General features: G+C 44.9%; 12 protein-coding genes. 8 read left to right on the forward strand and 4 right to left on the reverse strand.

Going from position 1 to position 17,250, the window contains the following annotated elements:
- Nucleotides 1-77: 77 nt before the first annotated feature.
- Entirely contained in the window at nt 78-1,922 is a 1,845-nt protein-coding gene (locus NYE25_RS25155; RefSeq protein ID WP_341147120.1) for an S-layer homology domain-containing protein, read from the forward strand.
- A gap of 18 nt (nt 1,923-1,940) precedes the next feature.
- Complete coding sequence (locus NYE25_RS25160) at nt 1,941-4,493, forward strand: hypothetical protein (protein ID WP_341147121.1); 2,553 nt, start codon at nt 1,941-1,943, stop codon at nt 4,491-4,493.
- 88 nt (nt 4,494-4,581) lie between these two features.
- Here the strand turns inward: NYE25_RS25160 and NYE25_RS25165 are convergent, their stop codons facing one another.
- Complete coding sequence (locus NYE25_RS25165) at nt 4,582-5,295, reverse strand: GntR family transcriptional regulator (RefSeq protein ID WP_076283819.1); 714 nt, start codon at nt 5,293-5,295, stop codon at nt 4,582-4,584.
- A gap of 237 nt (nt 5,296-5,532) precedes the next feature.
- Between NYE25_RS25165 and NYE25_RS25170 the strand changes: the two genes are divergently transcribed.
- On the forward strand, nt 5,533-6,852 hold the full coding sequence (locus NYE25_RS25170) for a 6-phospho-beta-glucosidase (protein ID WP_076283820.1): 1,320 nt from the start codon (nt 5,533-5,535) through the stop codon (nt 6,850-6,852).
- 108 nt (nt 6,853-6,960) lie between these two features.
- Here NYE25_RS25170 and NYE25_RS25175 read toward each other — a convergent pair whose 3' ends face one another.
- From NYE25_RS25175 to bglX, 3 genes are all read right to left on the reverse strand, one after another.
- Nucleotides 6,961-7,722, reverse strand: a complete 762-nt coding sequence (locus NYE25_RS25175; RefSeq protein WP_341147122.1) for a 3'-5' exonuclease — start codon at nt 7,720-7,722, stop codon at nt 6,961-6,963.
- A gap of 194 nt (nt 7,723-7,916) precedes the next feature.
- Nucleotides 7,917-8,885, reverse strand: coding sequence for a metallophosphoesterase family protein (locus NYE25_RS25180; protein ID WP_341147123.1), 969 nt, complete (start codon nt 8,883-8,885; stop codon nt 7,917-7,919).
- Nucleotides 8,886-8,915: 30 nt separating this feature from the next.
- Nucleotides 8,916-11,075 carry a beta-glucosidase BglX gene (bglX, locus tag NYE25_RS25185; protein ID WP_341147124.1) on the reverse strand — a complete coding sequence of 720 codons (2,160 nt, stop codon included), beginning with the start codon at nt 11,073-11,075 and terminating at the stop codon, nt 8,916-8,918.
- A gap of 590 nt (nt 11,076-11,665) precedes the next feature.
- Between bglX and NYE25_RS25190 the strand changes: the two genes are divergently transcribed.
- From NYE25_RS25190 to NYE25_RS25210, 5 genes are all read left to right on the forward strand, one after another.
- Entirely contained in the window at nt 11,666-12,601 is a 936-nt protein-coding gene (locus tag NYE25_RS25190) for an ABC transporter permease (RefSeq protein ID WP_256716269.1), read from the forward strand.
- 28 nt (nt 12,602-12,629) lie between these two features.
- Nucleotides 12,630-13,526, forward strand: coding sequence for a carbohydrate ABC transporter permease (locus NYE25_RS25195; RefSeq protein WP_197069743.1), 897 nt, complete (start codon nt 12,630-12,632; stop codon nt 13,524-13,526).
- 77 nt (nt 13,527-13,603) lie between these two features.
- A complete protein-coding gene (locus NYE25_RS25200) occupies nt 13,604-15,184 on the forward strand; it encodes a DUF3502 domain-containing protein (protein WP_341147125.1) in 1,581 nt (526 codons plus the stop codon).
- Between the two features lie 68 nt (nt 15,185-15,252).
- Complete coding sequence (locus NYE25_RS25205; RefSeq protein WP_341050196.1) at nt 15,253-16,281, forward strand: LacI family DNA-binding transcriptional regulator; 1,029 nt, start codon at nt 15,253-15,255, stop codon at nt 16,279-16,281.
- A 38-nt stretch (nt 16,282-16,319) separates the two neighbouring features.
- Nucleotides 16,320-17,207 (forward strand): sugar phosphate isomerase/epimerase family protein, encoded by an 888-nt coding sequence (locus NYE25_RS25210; RefSeq protein WP_076299082.1) that lies wholly within the window; start codon nt 16,320-16,322, stop codon nt 17,205-17,207.
- Nucleotides 17,208-17,250: the final 43 nt, after the last annotated feature.

The raw sequence follows: 17,250 nt of genomic DNA on the forward strand, positions 1-17,250 counted from the left end.
ATGGAGGTGACATAATATTAGCATTTGAGTTTTCTATATGGTGAAACTAAAAGCAAAAATATGAAGGAGGAGCGCATATGAAGTTCAGCTTGAAGCAGGCACTCGCTATACTTGCTGTTACATCATCTATGGCGTACACGTCAGCCGCATTCGCAGACACGACGGAGGTTATTCCAAAATGGGCTGCAACAGAAATTGCCTCGTGGAAGGAAATGGGGCTACTCAAAGGTGATAAAGACGGCAAGGTATTGCCTAACGAAGGAATTCGAAAGACAGAATTCGTTACCTTGATCAATCGCATCTTTAATTTCAGTGCAGTGAGTAGTGAAACCTTTAAGGATGTACCTTTGACTGCTTGGTATGCGCCAGAAATTAGCAAGGCGGTTGCTGCTGGGGCAATTCTCGGCAATGGGGAGGGAGGCATTGAACCGCTAGAGGTACTTACCCGGGAGAAGGCTGCTCTTATTCTTAGCAGAGTGTTTAATGTTGCGACTTCGGCAAGCAGTGGTGTCGCATTTGCTGATGATGCAGCAATCTCCAGTTGGGCTAAGGAAGCGGTCTATGCGATGAAGGCAGCCGGCTATGTGGAAGGCACACTAGAGGCTACCTTTCAGCCGAAGAAGGAGCTGACTCGTGCAGAGGCAGTGAAGATGATTAATAGAGCTATGGGGATTCTGATCACCGATGGCGGAGAACATTCCGGTATCTCTAGCAGCAGTATGATTGTCAACAGGCCCGGAGCAGTCCTATCCAATCTGAACCTTACAGGCAATTTATATATAACTCCGGGTGTTGGGGAAGGAGATTTGAGTCTGCAAAGTGCAGTAATCGGAGGCGTCGTTTACATAAACGGCGGGGGTGCGAACAGTATCACAATTACGGACAGTAAAATAAAAAGAATTGTAATCAATAAACCGTCCTCTCCAATAAGAGTTGTACTTAAAGGGACAACGACACTCCCACTTATAGATGTCCTCTCGGAATCGCAGGTTGTTAATGAATCCAATAACCCAATTGATACAATTAATGTACTAACAAATGGGCTTGCGGATGTCTCATTGAATGGAAATGTAAATCAGCTAAATCTTGCCGGAAAGACACGTTTTGTCTTTAATGGTGGCGAAATCACTAGTTTTAAGGTCGCCTCTTTAGCAGCAGAGTCAAGAATTCAGCTTGTGAAAGGTGCGAGCATTAAGAAGTTGTTCTTTAACGGTGGGGCTGAAGTAACTGGTGAAGGAACAATTGCAGAAGCTGAAGTGAATGCTGAGGGAGTTTCCTTGGCATCGATGCCGAACAAGCTGACGGTGAATGCTAGTAAAGTGACAATAAACGGTCACGATTATAAAGGCAGCGGTAATGGGGTGCCTAATACGTCGAGTAGTTCTGGCGGTTCTGGTTCCGGTAGCTCGGGAACAGAGAATCCCGGTACAGGAAACCCGGGTACAGGAAATCCTGGAACGGGAGAACCTGGTACGGTTGATCCCGAACCAAAAGCTACCGTACTGTACAGCTATGAAGAGGTACTTAAATCCTTTAGCTCTACTGGGGCAGAAGGAACGGCTAAGCAATATATAACTTTTCTTCAAGATCCTTCGTATAAACCTTCAATCGCTAACTCAGCAGTAGTTATGCCTGATCTCACCAACGCTATTACCTTCGTAAACTACCAATTCAACGCTAAGCCTTCTATTTTTGCCTCCCTTCGAGGAATTAACAGCTCAGTTTTAGATAAAAATCGGACGTACCTATGGATTGGAACCGATAGTGGGGTTACTCGAATTAAGCTTTCCACCAATGAAATGCTAGCTTATACAGCTGAGACTAAGCAGTTAACGGATAATAAAGTGCTTCTGCTAATCTCTGACGGCAGCACAGGTGTTTTGGCCATTACGGAAACAGGTGTATCGCATATTTATCAATAAGGGAAGGGGAATGAATTTATGCAAATGATGAAGAAACGCGCTCGAAAAATAACAGGCGCATTGCTTGCTGTTACGTTATTCACACTGTCGGCAATACCTGTAGGGGCAGCAAAGCTGCCTGGAGCTAGCTATTCACCTGTTCAGCTGGAGGCCGTGCAGTCAAAGAAAATGACCTACTATAAAAATGGCTCAGCTTCCATTCCGAATACGCTTGACTGGATTACGGACGCAAGTGCGTTGAAATTTTTGCCGCTGTCAGTGATCGGTGATGTGACAAGTGTCGTTCTCGATAAGGAAGGCGTCTATTGGATTGGTACGCAGAATGGACTACAGCGGGTCGATTTTAATGCAAGTGATACAAAGGATATCGTTCAATACATGGCAGGTCCAAGATATTTGTATGGCGGAGATAATCATGTTACTGGTTTAGCTAGTGACGAAGCGGGAGGTATTTGGGCGCGGACAGCAAGTGGTGTGACGCATATTGCTATGCCGGAGCAAACATTGCATGAGAAATCATTCATTTATGAGGATTTAGTTCAGACTATTCTGGACAGACGCGGTATGGTTCATGGCACAAGCTTTACCTTTACTGACACGGACAACACAACAGATGCTGTAAACTACAATTCGGCAACTGGTGTTTTCAATTCAACACCTACGACCAGTGATAATGATGGCTTATGGACGACAATGTATGCGATGGGCGAGGTCTTCCGCTATAAGGCGCTGCAGGAGCAATACGGCACCAATCCGACCTCAGAGCAGGTGGCGGAAATAAATGACGCAAAGGCTGCTGCACTCCGTGCCACCAAAGCAGTGCTGCTACTAGATTATGTGTCGGGCCGCGGAAATGGCTTCCCAGTTCGTTCCTATATGCTAACTAGCGAGGCGACTGCAGCTACGGTGGGAAATACAGTGTATGGGTATCAATCGACGAATGGTTTTTGGTTCCAGAATTTCGTCGGTCCGGATAAGAATAATCCAAATGGGATTATTCCAAGCATGCAACGCAATGACGGTGTAGAACCCATAGGCTATTCGATGGTCAGGGTGACTAAGGATGCGGAGAACAAAAAAGGCTCGACGTTATTCCCGAGTGGTGGTACTGATGTAATGAATTATAATGGGCTCGGTCTTAGTCAAGCATCAATCGATGAGCTCAACCTGACACGTCCCGAGGGGCAGAAGCTAGGCATTGATATTAAAACCATCGTTGAAACAACGGAAAGCGGTCCGGTATATCAAGTGCTTCCAGTGATTACGGCGGCCACCAACAACAGCACCGCAAAGGAAGATAAGACAACGAGCGAAACGAATAAACCTTTGTTTCAGCTGACAGCACCTGTGTATGAGCAAATTCCTGATTTCTTCAATGATTTGTTCCCTAGTAGCGTAATTGTAGATGGTCATATTGATATGAATCAGATCGTCTATAAAGCGGATACTTCATCAGATGAAGTGATTGGCCACTATGCTATGTTCTATACAGCCTTCAAATATCTGGTAGGGGACAGTAATGATCCCGAATTGTTAGAGCTGAAATCCTTTATTGAAGAAACTACGCACCGTATGACAGAGCTGATTCTGAAGGATGACCATTACTATATTGAGGATGCTACTGGCAAATCGACACAGTGGTCGAGATGGCTCGGGAAGTATTTTAACGACAGTCTTAGCACTATGGAGAAGCAGAAACAGTGGGAATTCAGTGTTGGTGTCGATAAGGATGGGAACGATGCACTGTCCTATGGCTATGAAGATGCACCGCTCAATGCTCTCGAGGTAATGGGTGTACTGAAAACAGCTAGCTTCGTCACTGAAAAAAGATATCCGGCGGACTCGCTCAAATACGAGATGGCATATGAACAGGCTTTTGCTAGCAGCTATAGTAAGGAAGATCCGTATGTGAACGGTCTGGGCTATATAGATATGGCGTTGGAATATGTTGAACGGAGAATTGTGCGCCAAGCTACCAATGCTTACAGTGATAACGGCAATGAGGTGGTAACCATGGACAATGCAGGCGACAGTACCAACGCCAATGCTACGCTGCACAATGACTGGACCCAATATATCAACTATTCCGATGAAGAGCTTGGATGGTTCCCGGTATTTATACTTGTCACACTGGAACAGGATGAGCTTAGACACGCCAAGATCGTAGAGGCTTATGATCAGTGGTACTCTAACGAAGTCCGGGAGGAGAATCCGTTCTATACCTTCCTGTATCAGCTCGCGCATCCTGACAAAACAGATGTAGATTTACAGTCGGCCGTTCGATTCCTCTACCGGTTCCCTGAATTCCAGATTGAGTTTCCTGTTGAATGGGATCGCCAGGATGTATTTTATATTGAACCTGGAGACCGCGATAAAGCCAAACAGACAAATTACGCACTCGCTCCTGATGAGCGTCGGATTATTAAGCACAATTCCAATCCGTTTGCTAATGAGAGCCAATCCACTGGCGTCAATCCAAACTACAACTATCGCACGGGTAGCATAGAAGCCGGGTCGGTATTCACCCTGCCATACTGGATGGGACGCTACTTTGAAATTATAAAAGAGTGAGTACAGAAAGAAGCGCCCGCAAGGGCGCTTCGCATTCTTCAAGGCAGGTTACTTCTAGCTAATTATTAGCTGATGCCAGTGATGAGCCTCAAAATTGTCGTTCAATTGTATAGATGGGAAAATCACCACGGAATACGCCAAAGCTGTACTCCAGTGGGGAGTTATCAGCTAAATAAGTAAATGTCCTTACCTGCAGAGAGGGCGAGCCTTCCTTAACTCCAAGCAGCTTGCTGGCGGTACTATTGGCTAGAACGGGTTTCAACTGTTCAACGGAACGGTGGGCTTTTAGATTATGCTCTGTCTCTAAAAAGGAAAACAGCGAACCCTCCTTGTAGTCATTGATAAGACCAGGTGCCAGATCCCAAGCGATATAAGTATTTTCATAAAGTAATGGCTCATTGTCGGCATAACGTATCCGCAGCAAGTGGTTCACGGGTGCCTTTAAAGGGATATTAAGATATTCATTAATCGGCATTTCGGCTGGTATTACTTTGGCTTCGATAATTTTGCTGGTGGGCTCTTTGCCACTCATCAGCACATCCTCAGTGAAGCTGCGCGCCTGGTTGAGCTGAAGCTCCTTACGTTTGACGAAAGTTCCCTTCCCTTGATACCGCTCCAAAATATCTTGATTTTCAAGCTCGCTAAGGGCAAGGCGGATTGTTGTTCGACTCGCGGAGAACATCTCACATAGCTCAGCCTCAGTAGGAAGCTTGTCTCCAACTGCGTATACTCCAGACTGAATTTGTTTCAGAAGTTGTTCTTTTATGATGGAATATAATGAGTTATTTATTCTCTTTGTCATTACAAACATCCTCCGATTACATATTTGTTATATTATATCACGGATGAAGAATCGGAGGAAACATAAAATAAATGCGGTTTAACTAAGAAAACGACGAATAAATTACTAATATTGGAATAGTGAATGTTCCTAACCTTGTTCAAAGTATTTTATTAGAAGACAAAAGAAAAAATTGTAGGAACAAGATATGACGATGTTACTATAAACTAATTGAGTGCAAGAGGGAGAGAACAATAAATGAAGAAGTCACACTTAAAGATTGCAGTTATTGGGGGAGGTTCCTCCTATACACCGGAGCTGGTTGAGGGGCTGATCCGTTATCATGAAGTGTTTCCGGTCACTGAGCTGTATTTAGCCGATATCGAGCAAGGGGCAGAGAAGTTACGGATTATTGGCGAACTGGCTCAGCGGATGATTAATGCGAGTGGAAAGCTGATTACATTGTATACGACTTTGGATCGGCGCGAAGCGATCAGAGATGCTGATTTTGTAGCGACACAAATTCGGGTAGGGATGTTAGACGCACGTTCAAGAGATGAGAAGATACCGTTGTCTCATCAGCTGATCGGTCAGGAGACGACAGGAGCAGGTGGCTTCGCCAAAGCTCTCCGTACCATTCCAGTCATTCTTGGTATTTGCCGTGATATTGAAGAGCTAGCGCCCAATGCATTCATGATTAACTTCACTAACCCTGCCGGTATTATTACAGAAGCTGTCTCCAAGTATTCTAAGGTTAAGTCCGTTGGGTTATGCAATCTACCTATTGGTACAAAAATGCAGATTGCCGAGCTATACGGGGTGGAGCAAACGCGGATGTTCATTGAGATTGTCGGAATTAATCATTTGAATTGGACGACCCGGGTAGTGCTTGATGGTGATGATGTGACAGAGGATTTCATGACCCGACTTGGCAGCATCGGTCAATCTTCGCCAGCCAATATTCCCGATCTGGAATGGGATGCTGAGTTTATTCATTCGGTAGGTGCCCTTCCCTGCGCTTATCACCGTTACTATTATATGAAGGAAGAAATGTACGGCGAGATGCTAGAATATTATCAGGCGACAGGCAAAACTCGTGCAGATGATGTGAAGGAAGTAGAGGCGGAGCTGTTTGAGCTGTATAAACAGCCGGAACTACATGAAAAGCCTGCCCAGCTGGAGAAACGTGGCGGAGCTTATTATTCTGAAGCGGCCGTTCAGCTCATGAAGTCTATTTATAATGATACAGGCGATATTCAGACTGTAAATGTTCGCAATCAAGGGGCAATACCTTGTCTTCCGGATGATGTATCCATTGAGATCAATTGTGTCATTAAATCGGATGGCCCACATGCTTTGGGACTAGTTAAGCCACTGCCTCCACAGATCAGAGGATTGCTTCAGGTGGTGAAGTCCTATGAAGAGCTGACGATTGAAGCTGCGGTGAAAGGCGATTATGCTTCTGCTCTTCAGGCATTGACGCTCCACCCGCTGGTCGGCGATGAACGAATTGCCAAGGCGGTGCTAGCTGATATTCTAGAGCAGAATGCCGACTTTCTACCACAGTTTCAGAGATAAGTTCCTTAGTACTTTGTTATATTAACTCAAAATAGCGGCAGCCATCCTCTGAGTGCTCATTGGGAAGACTGCCGCTGTTTAGGTTGTCCTACATGCTGTTTTAGTAGACTATTGAACCTTTTTAAGTCCCATTTGTGCTGCGAAATAGTTATGCAATTCCTCTAGTTTACGTGGATCGGCGAGGGTTGCTGGGTCTGAGAAGTAATGCTCAACAACAAGCTCCCAGGTAGGTACTATTTTTTGCGCGGTTATGGCTTTGATGGCAGCTTTGACCGTTTTGCGTTCCTTTGCGTTGGAGAAGGTATCTACATAATGCTGGGAGCGCTCGAAATCTAGCTCGTTAAACACCGCACGGAAAATCTCCGATGTCATTCGTGCATCATCCAGTGCCCGGTGAGCGGAGCCGGAAGGCTCAAGCTCGAACAATGCCATAGCGCCTTCGACACTAATATCATTGCTAAGCCCACGTGCTCGCAGCACACCTTTTAACAAATCCAAATACGTAGCAGACATCCAATAGGATTCGTCCATCTTGTGCATACGCACATCCTGAATGATTCGCTTCATGTCCTCGCCGCCCCAAGTAAGCAGCAGAACTCCGTTTGTACTTAGATCGAGCCACTCTCTAAACGCAGTGATGACTTTCGGAAAGCGGGCTGCGATATCGATTTCCTCTTGAGGAATACCGGTTTTTTTCTTAATGAAAGAATTAAGGGTGGAGAAATATATGGGTTTGATCAAGGAAGAAAATTCATCCTTATACTGCAATGAAGAGTCTAACCGGACAGCTCCAATCTCAATGACCTCCATAGGGTGCTCGCTGGCAAACTTACGGCCGTTGAATTCGATGTCCAGAATAATATAATCCACAGGTACTTGCCTCCGTTCCATGACTGACGCTGTAGTGCTTAATACGTCGACTACTCTATTTTAACAAAAAAAGCGATGTAATGGGGAGTATGGGAACAAGCTAATATTGGAACATAAAAAAGAACCAGCACTATGCGGGTTCTTTTTTATAACTATTAATGAGCAAAAAGATTGCAGACAATAAAGTAAGACGATTAATGTTCTGAACCGGCAGCAGGTTCAGGCTGATGAATTGGCTGTTCCAGCAGGACAGATCCGTCTTCAAGACGAAGCCAGGTATCGAAGTCTTGGGTGCCTTGGGTCAGTCTGATGACGCGTGCGCCCCGCATAAAGCCTTCTTTTCCATAAGTATTGTAGCCGGTAGCACGGCCATAGGAAAGACGTATGCCATACAGGCTGCCCGTAAAATCATTGATATGGTCATGTCCGCAGAAGGTGCCAAGCACATCACCCATTTCAAGCAAAGCCGAGAATAATCCCGAGTTAACCTCAGGTGAGCATACACGCTCATACTTATACCCATGACAGACTTGTGTAGACCAGACCTCACGATATTCCGGAATCGGGATATGGAAGAAAGCCAATGCAGGCAGCCTGTTCTCAGCAGTTTTAGGATTCAACCGAGCGGATTCAGCAGTTAGCCAGTTAATCTGATTCCGGCTAACCCAATTGTAGCCAGGGATATGCTCCATCTCGGAGTAACTGCCCGAGTCAACAAAATAAAGGACAGCGGCTGCTTGGCCATCCTGATCTTTTATTTCAAGCGTGTAATTGCCTGAACCTTCAAGATCCTCTGGACCGGCTTCGGCCAGACAGTGGGGATGTTCTAAGGCAATCTGCATCAATTCACTACGGGAAATCAGGGTTTCTGTATCATGGTTACCAAATACGAAGGCCCAAGGGGTACCTGTTTTTTCTACAGCAGCGACAGCATCCCGAAAAGCTTGGGCGGGGTCTTCACAAGCCTTTTCACCAGGTGATACAGGGGCGGTGTAAATTAGATCTCCCGTGAAAACGACAAGATCAGGTTGTTCCGCTTCCAGCACGCGTTCCATCAGTTCACGGGTACGCTGATCTTCGGCTCTTCCATCCATCCAGTGAAGATCAGTGAATTGTACAATTTTCAAGGTTCCATCTTGCTGAAATGATAAGCTGTGTCTCATTGGGGTTATCTCCCTTACTGTCTAATATAGTTAGCCGATCCAGATCCGCTGGGTGAAATGGTCTCCGGAGCTTCTACCAATCATAATATCAAATTCCCCGGGTTCAAAGACCAATTGATCGTCTTTTCCGTAGAACATCAGCATATCTCTAGTGATCTCGAAAGAAACTACTTGTTTCTCATGCGCTGCGAGTGTAATTTGTCGGAAGCCTTTTAGCTCTTTGACCGGGCGGACGACACTTGCGCTGACATCGTGGATATAGAGTTGAACGGTTTCCTTGCCGGTGATGTCTGAAGTATTCTCCACCTCAATGGAGGCAACAACCCGCTCGGCAGCATCAACCTTGAAGTTGCTGTAATCAAAACTGGAATAGCTCAGACCATAGCCAAAACAGAAAAGAGGGTCATTAGGGCAATCCAGATATCGGGTTACATAACGCACATTGGGATATAGGGGATCATAGGGACGTCCCGTCTGATAGGCATTGTAATAAACAGGAATTTGCCCAACCGAGTAAGGGAAGCTCATAGATAAACGAGCGGACGGATTATAATCTCCGAACAGCACATCAGCTAATGAATTTCCGGATTCCGTACCCAGAAACCAGGCTTGCAGCAAAGCATCGCTGGCCTCAAGAACAGGCTTTAGTTCCAGCGGTCGGCCGCTAAATACAATGGTAACAATCTTTTTGCCGGTATCTTTTAGACGCCAGATCAGCTTCTCCTGATTGGTCGACAAGCGCAGATTGGTTTTGCTTCCGCCTTCCCCGGTATCCTGCTGATTCTCACCGACAGCAGCGAGAATTACGTCGCAATCTTTCAGGCGCTGGAAGGCTTCTTCGATTTCATCCTCCACATCAAAAATACCCTCCAACATGCTTCCCAGCTCACCAGTCATGGCTGTAATAATATCTGTGGCAGATGTTTTTTGAGAAACGCCATTGTAGAGTGATACGGCAGGATCTTTTTCCGTTCCAGACCAGCCGCCTAGCACATGAATGGAGGTGGCGAAGGGACCTGCCATACCAATCTTCATGCCGCGTTTAAGGGGCAGAGCATCATTGTCATTTTTTAGCAGCACCACTGAGCTGGCACCCAGCTCTCGCGCGGCTTGCAAATGCTCCGCGCTTGGTGTAGGCGCTTCATCTACCAGCGGATCTGCATCTTTGAACGGATTGTCAAACAAGCCGAGCGCGTCTTTGAGTTCTAGCACCCGTATGACCGCCTCATCAATCAAGGAGATATCAAGCTTGCCTTCCTCGACGAGAGCAGCACCGTGGTTTAGATAATGGGTGGACATCATTTCAATATCTAGTCCGGCAGCCAGACTTTTCTCCGCTGCTTCACGGCCATCTTCGGCAGCGCCATGAGGGATTAGTTCATTTACGGAATTGAAATCGGCGATGGTAACGCCATTGAAGCCCCATTCCTCACGCAGAATCCCGCGGAGAAGTTTGGAATTACCGCTTGCAGGTATACGATCAATCGTATTGAATGCGGCCATCACCATGGCTACACCAGCATCAACAGCAGCTTTATAGGCTGGTAGATAGAACTCACGTAATACGCCGAGGGACATATCTACCGTATTGTATTCTCGACCGCCTTCGGGAGCGCCATAACCGGCGAAGTGCTTCACACAGGCAGCGATACGACCTTTTTCTTTTAGGTCTTTGCCCTGATAGCCCCGTACCATGCTCTCAGTTACACGAGCATTCAGATAAGGGTCCTCACCGGATGTCTCCATCACCCGTCCCCAGCGCGGATCGCGTACAAGATCCGTCATAGGCGAGAAAGTGAGGTGAATACCGGCAGCTGCACTCTCCTTGGCTGCAATTTCAGCGAACCTTTCACAGGCCTCCATGTCAAAGCTACAACCTATCGCAAGCGGGATCGGTAGGATCGTTCTGTAACCATGAATCACATCCGCCATGAAGAGTAAGGGGATTTTTTGACGGCTGGCTTGCAAATGCCGGGTCTGTAGATCAATCACATTCCTGGCTCCAATACCGTTCAGAACGCTTCCGATGTTCTGCATTACCTGCGGCTTAATGTTCAGTTCCTTGAATGGACCGGTTAAATCTACGGTATCATCCAAACCCCAATAGTGAGGGCCTAGCTGGGTTAATTGGGCCAGCTTTTCTTCTAGAGTCATATCGTTCACAAGATCTTGGATAAACAGTTTAGTCATGGTTAACACCTTCCTCGTGAGCGCATTGAAAGTTATTGTGAAAATTAGATGTGCTATACCAATAAGAAAGCGCTTGCGATTTCTGTTCGCCGCTACTTTAAGCGGGAGAGGATTCCGAGTAAAGGATAGCTTTCAATACCCTGTTCCGTGTGCATACGCAGATTAATATTATTGGATGAGACATGTAATAGATCGGTACGGGGAGTTCATTGTCAGACATCATATATAAGACTGACATGTCTGTGAAAGAACAGATAGAAACGTTTCCATTAACGATACATATCGATCTTAGTCCGAAGACCATAAAAAGTCAATTATCTTCGCGAAATCGGCCGATTCATTATATTTAGGTTGTAAAATGTGATTTTTATTACTAGAAAAACAAAAATAAAATGAATTGACAGCGCATACATCTAGGGAGTATGATTTTCGTACAGGGAGTTTCAAAGAAATTATGGAAACGTTTCTATATCATCCGATACGCTTTATCATAAAGGATGAGCAATCAGTTTTAAGCTGGTTGCGGGACAAGAAAGGAAGCTAAGTTATGCATGTGATGAAATGCATCTTTCAAATTGGAGGTGGGCTCATTGTCAAGAATTAAGCTTGCAGGTGGAAATATTGTCCGGGAAGTCATTAAGAACAAAGTGCTTTTTCTAATGTTGCTGCCTGTAATCCTATACTTCATTATTTTTCACTATGCCGTAATGCCTGGCGCTTACGTCGCATTTGTGGACTACAAACTAAACAAGGGAATTTTCGGTAGTAATTTCATTGGCCTTAAGAACTTTGAGTTCCTGTTTCAAAACGGTGATCTCTGGAATATTACCAAAAATACACTACTCTACAATGTTGTATTTCTTGCCTTGGGGAATATTATTCAAATCGTTTTCGCCATTATGTTATCTGAAATAGCAGGTAAGTGGTTCAAGAAGATAACGCAGTCCGTCATTCTTCTTCCAAACTTTATCTCAATGGTTATCGTCGGTGTATTTGCCTACAACTTGTTCAACTTCAACTCAGGTTTTATTAATACGATGTTTGTAAGCTTGGGGTTAGATCGTTATGAATTTTACTCTGACCCTGGGATTTGGAAGTATATCATTGTTGCCTTTAAGATTTGGGCTGGAACTGGATACGGTATGATTGTCTATTTGGCAACCATTACAGGAATTAATCATGATTTGTATGAGGCGGCCTATATGGATGGGGCTACGACCTGGCAGCGGATTCGCTACATGACTCTTCCAATTCTGAAGCCTACTTTTATTCTATTGCTGTTGTTCGGATTGGGTGGCATTCTTAAAGGCTCCTTCGACCTATTCTACAACCTGATTGGTACTAACTCCGTGCTGTATCCGCAGACGGATATCATTGATACCTATGTCTTCCGTTCATTAGTGGGGCAATTCAACTTCTCCATGGGTGCGGCAGTCGGCTTCTATCAATCCTTATTCGGTCTGATTCTGGTACTGGTGATAAACTTTATTGTTCGTAAGGTCGAACCAGACAGCGCTTTATTCTAAATTCAGAAACGAAATAGGGGTGATATCAGTGGAACAATCAAAAATCAAGCAGGATTCTGGCAGTATTCTCATTAAAGCGGTCAGCTATCTCTGCATTACAATCTTTGCACTATTTTGTGTATTTCCTTTTGCATTAATGATCTCTTCCTCGTTCATGAATGAACAGGAAATTGTCCGTGAAGGCTATAAGCTCTGGCCAAAGGAATTCTCAATAAAGGCTTATGAATTGCTGTTAAATAACTCTGGCAAACTAGTAAGTGCTTATCAGGTTACGATTTTTATCACCGTAGTAGGTACGGTACTTGGACTATTCATGATGTCAATGGCTGGGTTCGTACTTAACCGAAAAGATTTCAAATATCGTAATTTCTTCTCCTTTATGATTTACTTTACAACGCTTTTCAGCGGTGGTTTGATTCCAACGTATATCCTGATGGTCAAACATCTTCATATGAAGGACAGCTTATTCGCCATGATCCTTCCGGGTGTAGTGGGCGCTTGGTCCATCTTCCTAATGCGTAACTTTATGAAAGCTATTCCGGATTCTCTATATGAATCCGCTACAATTGACGGCGCCGGTGACTTCCGCATCTATTGGCGGATATTCATTCCACTAGCAGTTCCATCCTTAGCTACGATTGGATTGTTCTCGGCACTGGGTTTTTGGAATGAATGGTATAACGGAATGTTGTATATCGACGATCCGACGAAGTATCCGCTTCAATACTTCTTGCAGCGAATGGTCAATCAGGCGAATCTCGGAGCGCTAGTCAATTCGGGGGCGGTAATCAATACTGCTGATCTTCCGACGCAATCCATTAAAATGGCTACAGCTGTGCTAGCTACTGGACCTATTATTCTTCTATATCCATTTGTGCAGCGTTACTTCGTAACAGGCCTCACAATCGGGGCAGTAAAGGGTTAATGGACGTTTCCTTTTCATAGGGCGTTTATTATAAATCAAGCAATCATTATTAACAGAAAAAAAGGGAGGTTTACCTAATGAAAGGTAAAAAAACGGCGTCTTCTTTACTAGCTGTCCTAATGCTTACGGGGGCACTTACAGCTTGCTCATCATCCAAAGACAATGCTTCTAGCAATGATGCAGCAGCTACTAAATCACCAGAAACATCTGCTAACAATACAGGAGGAGTCGATACTTCCAAAGAAGCTAAGCTGACGTACTACTTGTGGGGCAGTGAAGGTGTTCAAAATAAGGCGATTCTAGCTGAGATTAACAAAAAACTCAAGGCAGATATCAATACAACTTTAGAAATTAAATATATCGACTGGCCAGATATTGCAACGAAATATCCATTGCTATTTGCTTCTGGTGAAACATTTGATTTGTCACATGCTTCTCCTGGAGCACCGGTAAACTACTATACATTAGCAAGTGAAGGTGCATTGGTAGACATTACTGACATGCTCGATAAAGTTGCTCCTAAGCTGAAGGCAGAAATTCCAGCAAGTGTGTGGGAAAATACGAAGGTCAAAGGTAAAATCTATGGTGTTCCGAGTCTTTATAGCGAATATACACCAAGCGGTTATGCTTATCGTGTAGACTTGCTGAAAAAATACGGCATGGAAAAAATTGCATCTATCGACGATATGGTTAAATACATGGACAATGTAGTTGCCAATGAATCATTCCCACCTATTAATGGTAAAGCTGAAGATGCACAAAATATGTTCAGAATGCTCGTAGATACTACTGGTCAGTGGCTTAATGCACCAGGGATCTCAACAAATGAAATCAATTTAGTGACTAAGAGCGCAGAGGACTACAAAACAGTGTTCTCTCCAGCCTACACCCAAGAATTCGAAGATTGGGCTGTGAAGATGCGTGAATGGGCAGACAAGGGATACTGGGGCAAAGATGTACTGTCCTCATCACTTGGAAGCAAGGATAACTTCAGAGCAGCAAACTCCGCGGGTTACTTGACGCATACTCAGGACTGGCTCGGTCAATATGGCGGGGATAAGACGGCACTACCAGGGGTAGAAACTGATTTCTATACTTTTGCAGAAGCTAACAAGAAGATTAAACGTAAAATGGGTGTTGATAACTCTACCGTAATTAGTGTCAACTCTGAGAATCCAGAGCGTTCTTTGATGGTAATCGAGAAGTTCATGACTGACGAAAGCTACTACAACCTCATCCAAAACGGTATTGAAGGTAAGCAATATGTCATGGAAAATGGAGTTAAAAAGCAGCCTGCAGGCTTCAACGAAAAAACAGACGGCGGAGGTTTCGCTGCTTGGTCACTTCGTAATGACAAATTCGTAGTTCCTACGGACACAGAGAACCCAATCCGTAACTCTCTGTTCGCAGAGTGGGATAAAGTGGCTATCAATGATCCATACAACGGCTTTACTTTCGATCCAGCGAATGTTACTACAGAGATTGCTTCGATCTCCAACGTAAATTCCCAGCTTGGTGTTCAATTGATGCTTGGTAAAACAAGCAAAGATCCTAAAGCTGCTGTAGCGGAATACCGTGAGCAACTGAAAAAAGCAGGAATTGACAAGGTTATTGCCGAAGTAGAAAAGCAATTGGCTGAGTTTGTTCCAGTGAACTAAAGAACGTTAAAAGGTGTAAGGGAGCTATAGTAGCATATAGCTCCCTTACTTATAAGTGGGGGAGTATAGTGGACGTAAATATCAAGGATATCGCGCGGATTTCCGGAGTGGGCATCTCGACGGTTTCCAGGGTCATCAACAATAAGGGGCTGGTGAGCAAGGCTACACGGGAAAAGGTTCTGAATGTTGTTAAGGAATACAATTACATTCCTAATTCCAATGCAAGAAATTTAAAAACGACGGAGTCTAAGAATATTGCGCTCATGGTTAAAGGGATTACGAATCCGTTCTTCTCTAATATGATCAAAGAAATCGAGCGGCAGGCTAATCTGCGAGGGTACCCTTTCCTCATTCATCAGGTAGAGGATGGAACGGATGAAATTAATGCGGCGATTCAGCTGACCAAAGAAAAGAATCTATGCGGGATCATCTTCATGGGCGGAACTTACAATCATTCCGAAGAGAAATTCAAGCAGCTGACGGTCCCATTTGTACTGACGACGATCACCTCTACACAAGAGGTGGACCCTGATATCTTTTCCAGTGTCACCATTAATGAATTGAAGGAAGCTTATAAGGCCACCAATTACTTGATATCACTTGGGCATGAGAATATTGGTTTTCTAGCCAAGTCCCCATTACTGGATGAAACGACAGGCAACCGGCGTTATTTGGGCTACAAAAAAGCACTGGAAGAACAAAATCTGCCTTATGATGCACAGCTTGTGGAAGATTGTGAATACAGTCCTAGCTCTGGATTTGATGCAGCGCGAAGATTGCTTAAAAGGGATAAGGGAGTAACCGCAATATTTGCAGCCTCCGACACGATTGCTATCGGTGCTGCCAAAGCGGTGCTTACCGCGGGGTTGTCTATTCCGGATGATATTTCAATCATTGGCTTTGACGGGATCGAAATGGCTGAATATTTTCATCCTTCACTTGATACGATCAGCCAACCGGGTACAGAAATGGCTTTATCCAGTGTAGGCGTTCTGTTTGATCTAATTTCTGGACGGTCAGGTCATCAGCATATTGTCTACGATGCGGTATTGCTCAAGCGAGGCTCTTGCAAGATGCTCAAAACACTTAAGGTTTAATACTGACTATAAACGCTATCATTGGAGTGGTAACCCAAATGCAAGACACATTGAGAATAGGTACTCTGGTTCGTGGCGGGGAGGCCGTCACCGTGATTCCGCAAATCGTTCAGCATGGTTTTGAATCCTTTAACCTGAACTTTTGGCAGACCACAGGTGAAACCAATCTTGTAGAAACAGCTGCACGACTTAGGGAACTGGCTGCTGAACATGATTTTGTCATCTCTTCTGTTGGGATTTATGGCAATCCACTTTCAGGAACAGGCGACAACGCTGACACACTCGCCAGCTGGGAGCGATTGATTGATCATGCCCATTTATTCGGCACAGATATTATCGGCGGATTCACCGGACGCCTTCCAGGATCTTCGATTGACGAGTCGATTCCGAGATTTGCAGAGGTGTTTAGTGAATTGTCCAAAAGGGCAGCCGATCGTGGTTTAAGAATTGCTTTTGAAAATTGCTCTATGGGTGGAAACTGGCAGGCCGGAGAGTGGAACATCGCTCACAATCCTTCAGCCTGGGAGAAAATGTTCAATGCTGTACCAGCAGACAATCTGGGTCTGGAATGGGAACCGTGCCACCAGCTCATAGGTCTCATTGATCCGATTCCGCAGCTACGCAAATGGGTGAATAAGGTATTCCATGTACATGGCAAGGATGCCACTATTGCCTGGGATATCGTCAAGGAATACGGAATTCACGGACCTAAGTCTTATGTGTGGGACCGGACACCTGGCTTCGGAGATACGAACTGGGTGGATATCATCTCGATTCTGCGCCAAGCCGGCTATAAGGGAACTATTGATATTGAAGGCTGGCATGATCCTGTCTATCAGGGTGAACTAGAAATGACTGGACAAGTACATGCGCTAAATTATTTGAAGTATTGCCGAGGTGGCAGTTTTGTCCCTAATCCGGTGTAAAGGATATCAGATAGTAACAACCCAAAAATGACCTCAAAACCCA

It is taken from the genome of Paenibacillus sp. FSL E2-8871, from assembly GCF_038000345.1.
In the GTDB taxonomy this organism is placed as follows: Bacteria; Bacillota; Bacilli; order Paenibacillales; family Paenibacillaceae; genus Paenibacillus_AQ.

Excerpts from the sequence above, each read along its gene's own strand:
- NYE25_RS25180 (WP_341147123.1), bottom strand. The coding sequence starts at position 8,885 with ATGAGACACAGCTTATCATTTCAGCAAGATGGAACCTTGAAAATTGTA.
- NYE25_RS25200 (WP_341147125.1), top strand. The coding sequence starts at position 13,604 with ATGAAAGGTAAAAAAACGGCGTCTTCTTTACTAGCTGTCCTAATGCTT.
- bglX (WP_341147124.1), bottom strand. The coding sequence starts at position 11,075 with ATGACTAAACTGTTTATCCAAGATCTTGTGAACGATATGACTCTAGAA.
- NYE25_RS25210 (WP_076299082.1), top strand. The coding sequence starts at position 16,320 with ATGCAAGACACATTGAGAATAGGTACTCTGGTTCGTGGCGGGGAGGCC.
- NYE25_RS25170 (WP_076283820.1), top strand. The coding sequence starts at position 5,533 with ATGAAGAAGTCACACTTAAAGATTGCAGTTATTGGGGGAGGTTCCTCC.
- NYE25_RS25160 (WP_341147121.1), top strand. The coding sequence starts at position 1,941 with ATGCAAATGATGAAGAAACGCGCTCGAAAAATAACAGGCGCATTGCTT.
- NYE25_RS25165 (WP_076283819.1), bottom strand. The coding sequence starts at position 5,295 with ATGACAAAGAGAATAAATAACTCATTATATTCCATCATAAAAGAACAA.
- NYE25_RS25155 (WP_341147120.1), top strand. The coding sequence starts at position 78 with ATGAAGTTCAGCTTGAAGCAGGCACTCGCTATACTTGCTGTTACATCA.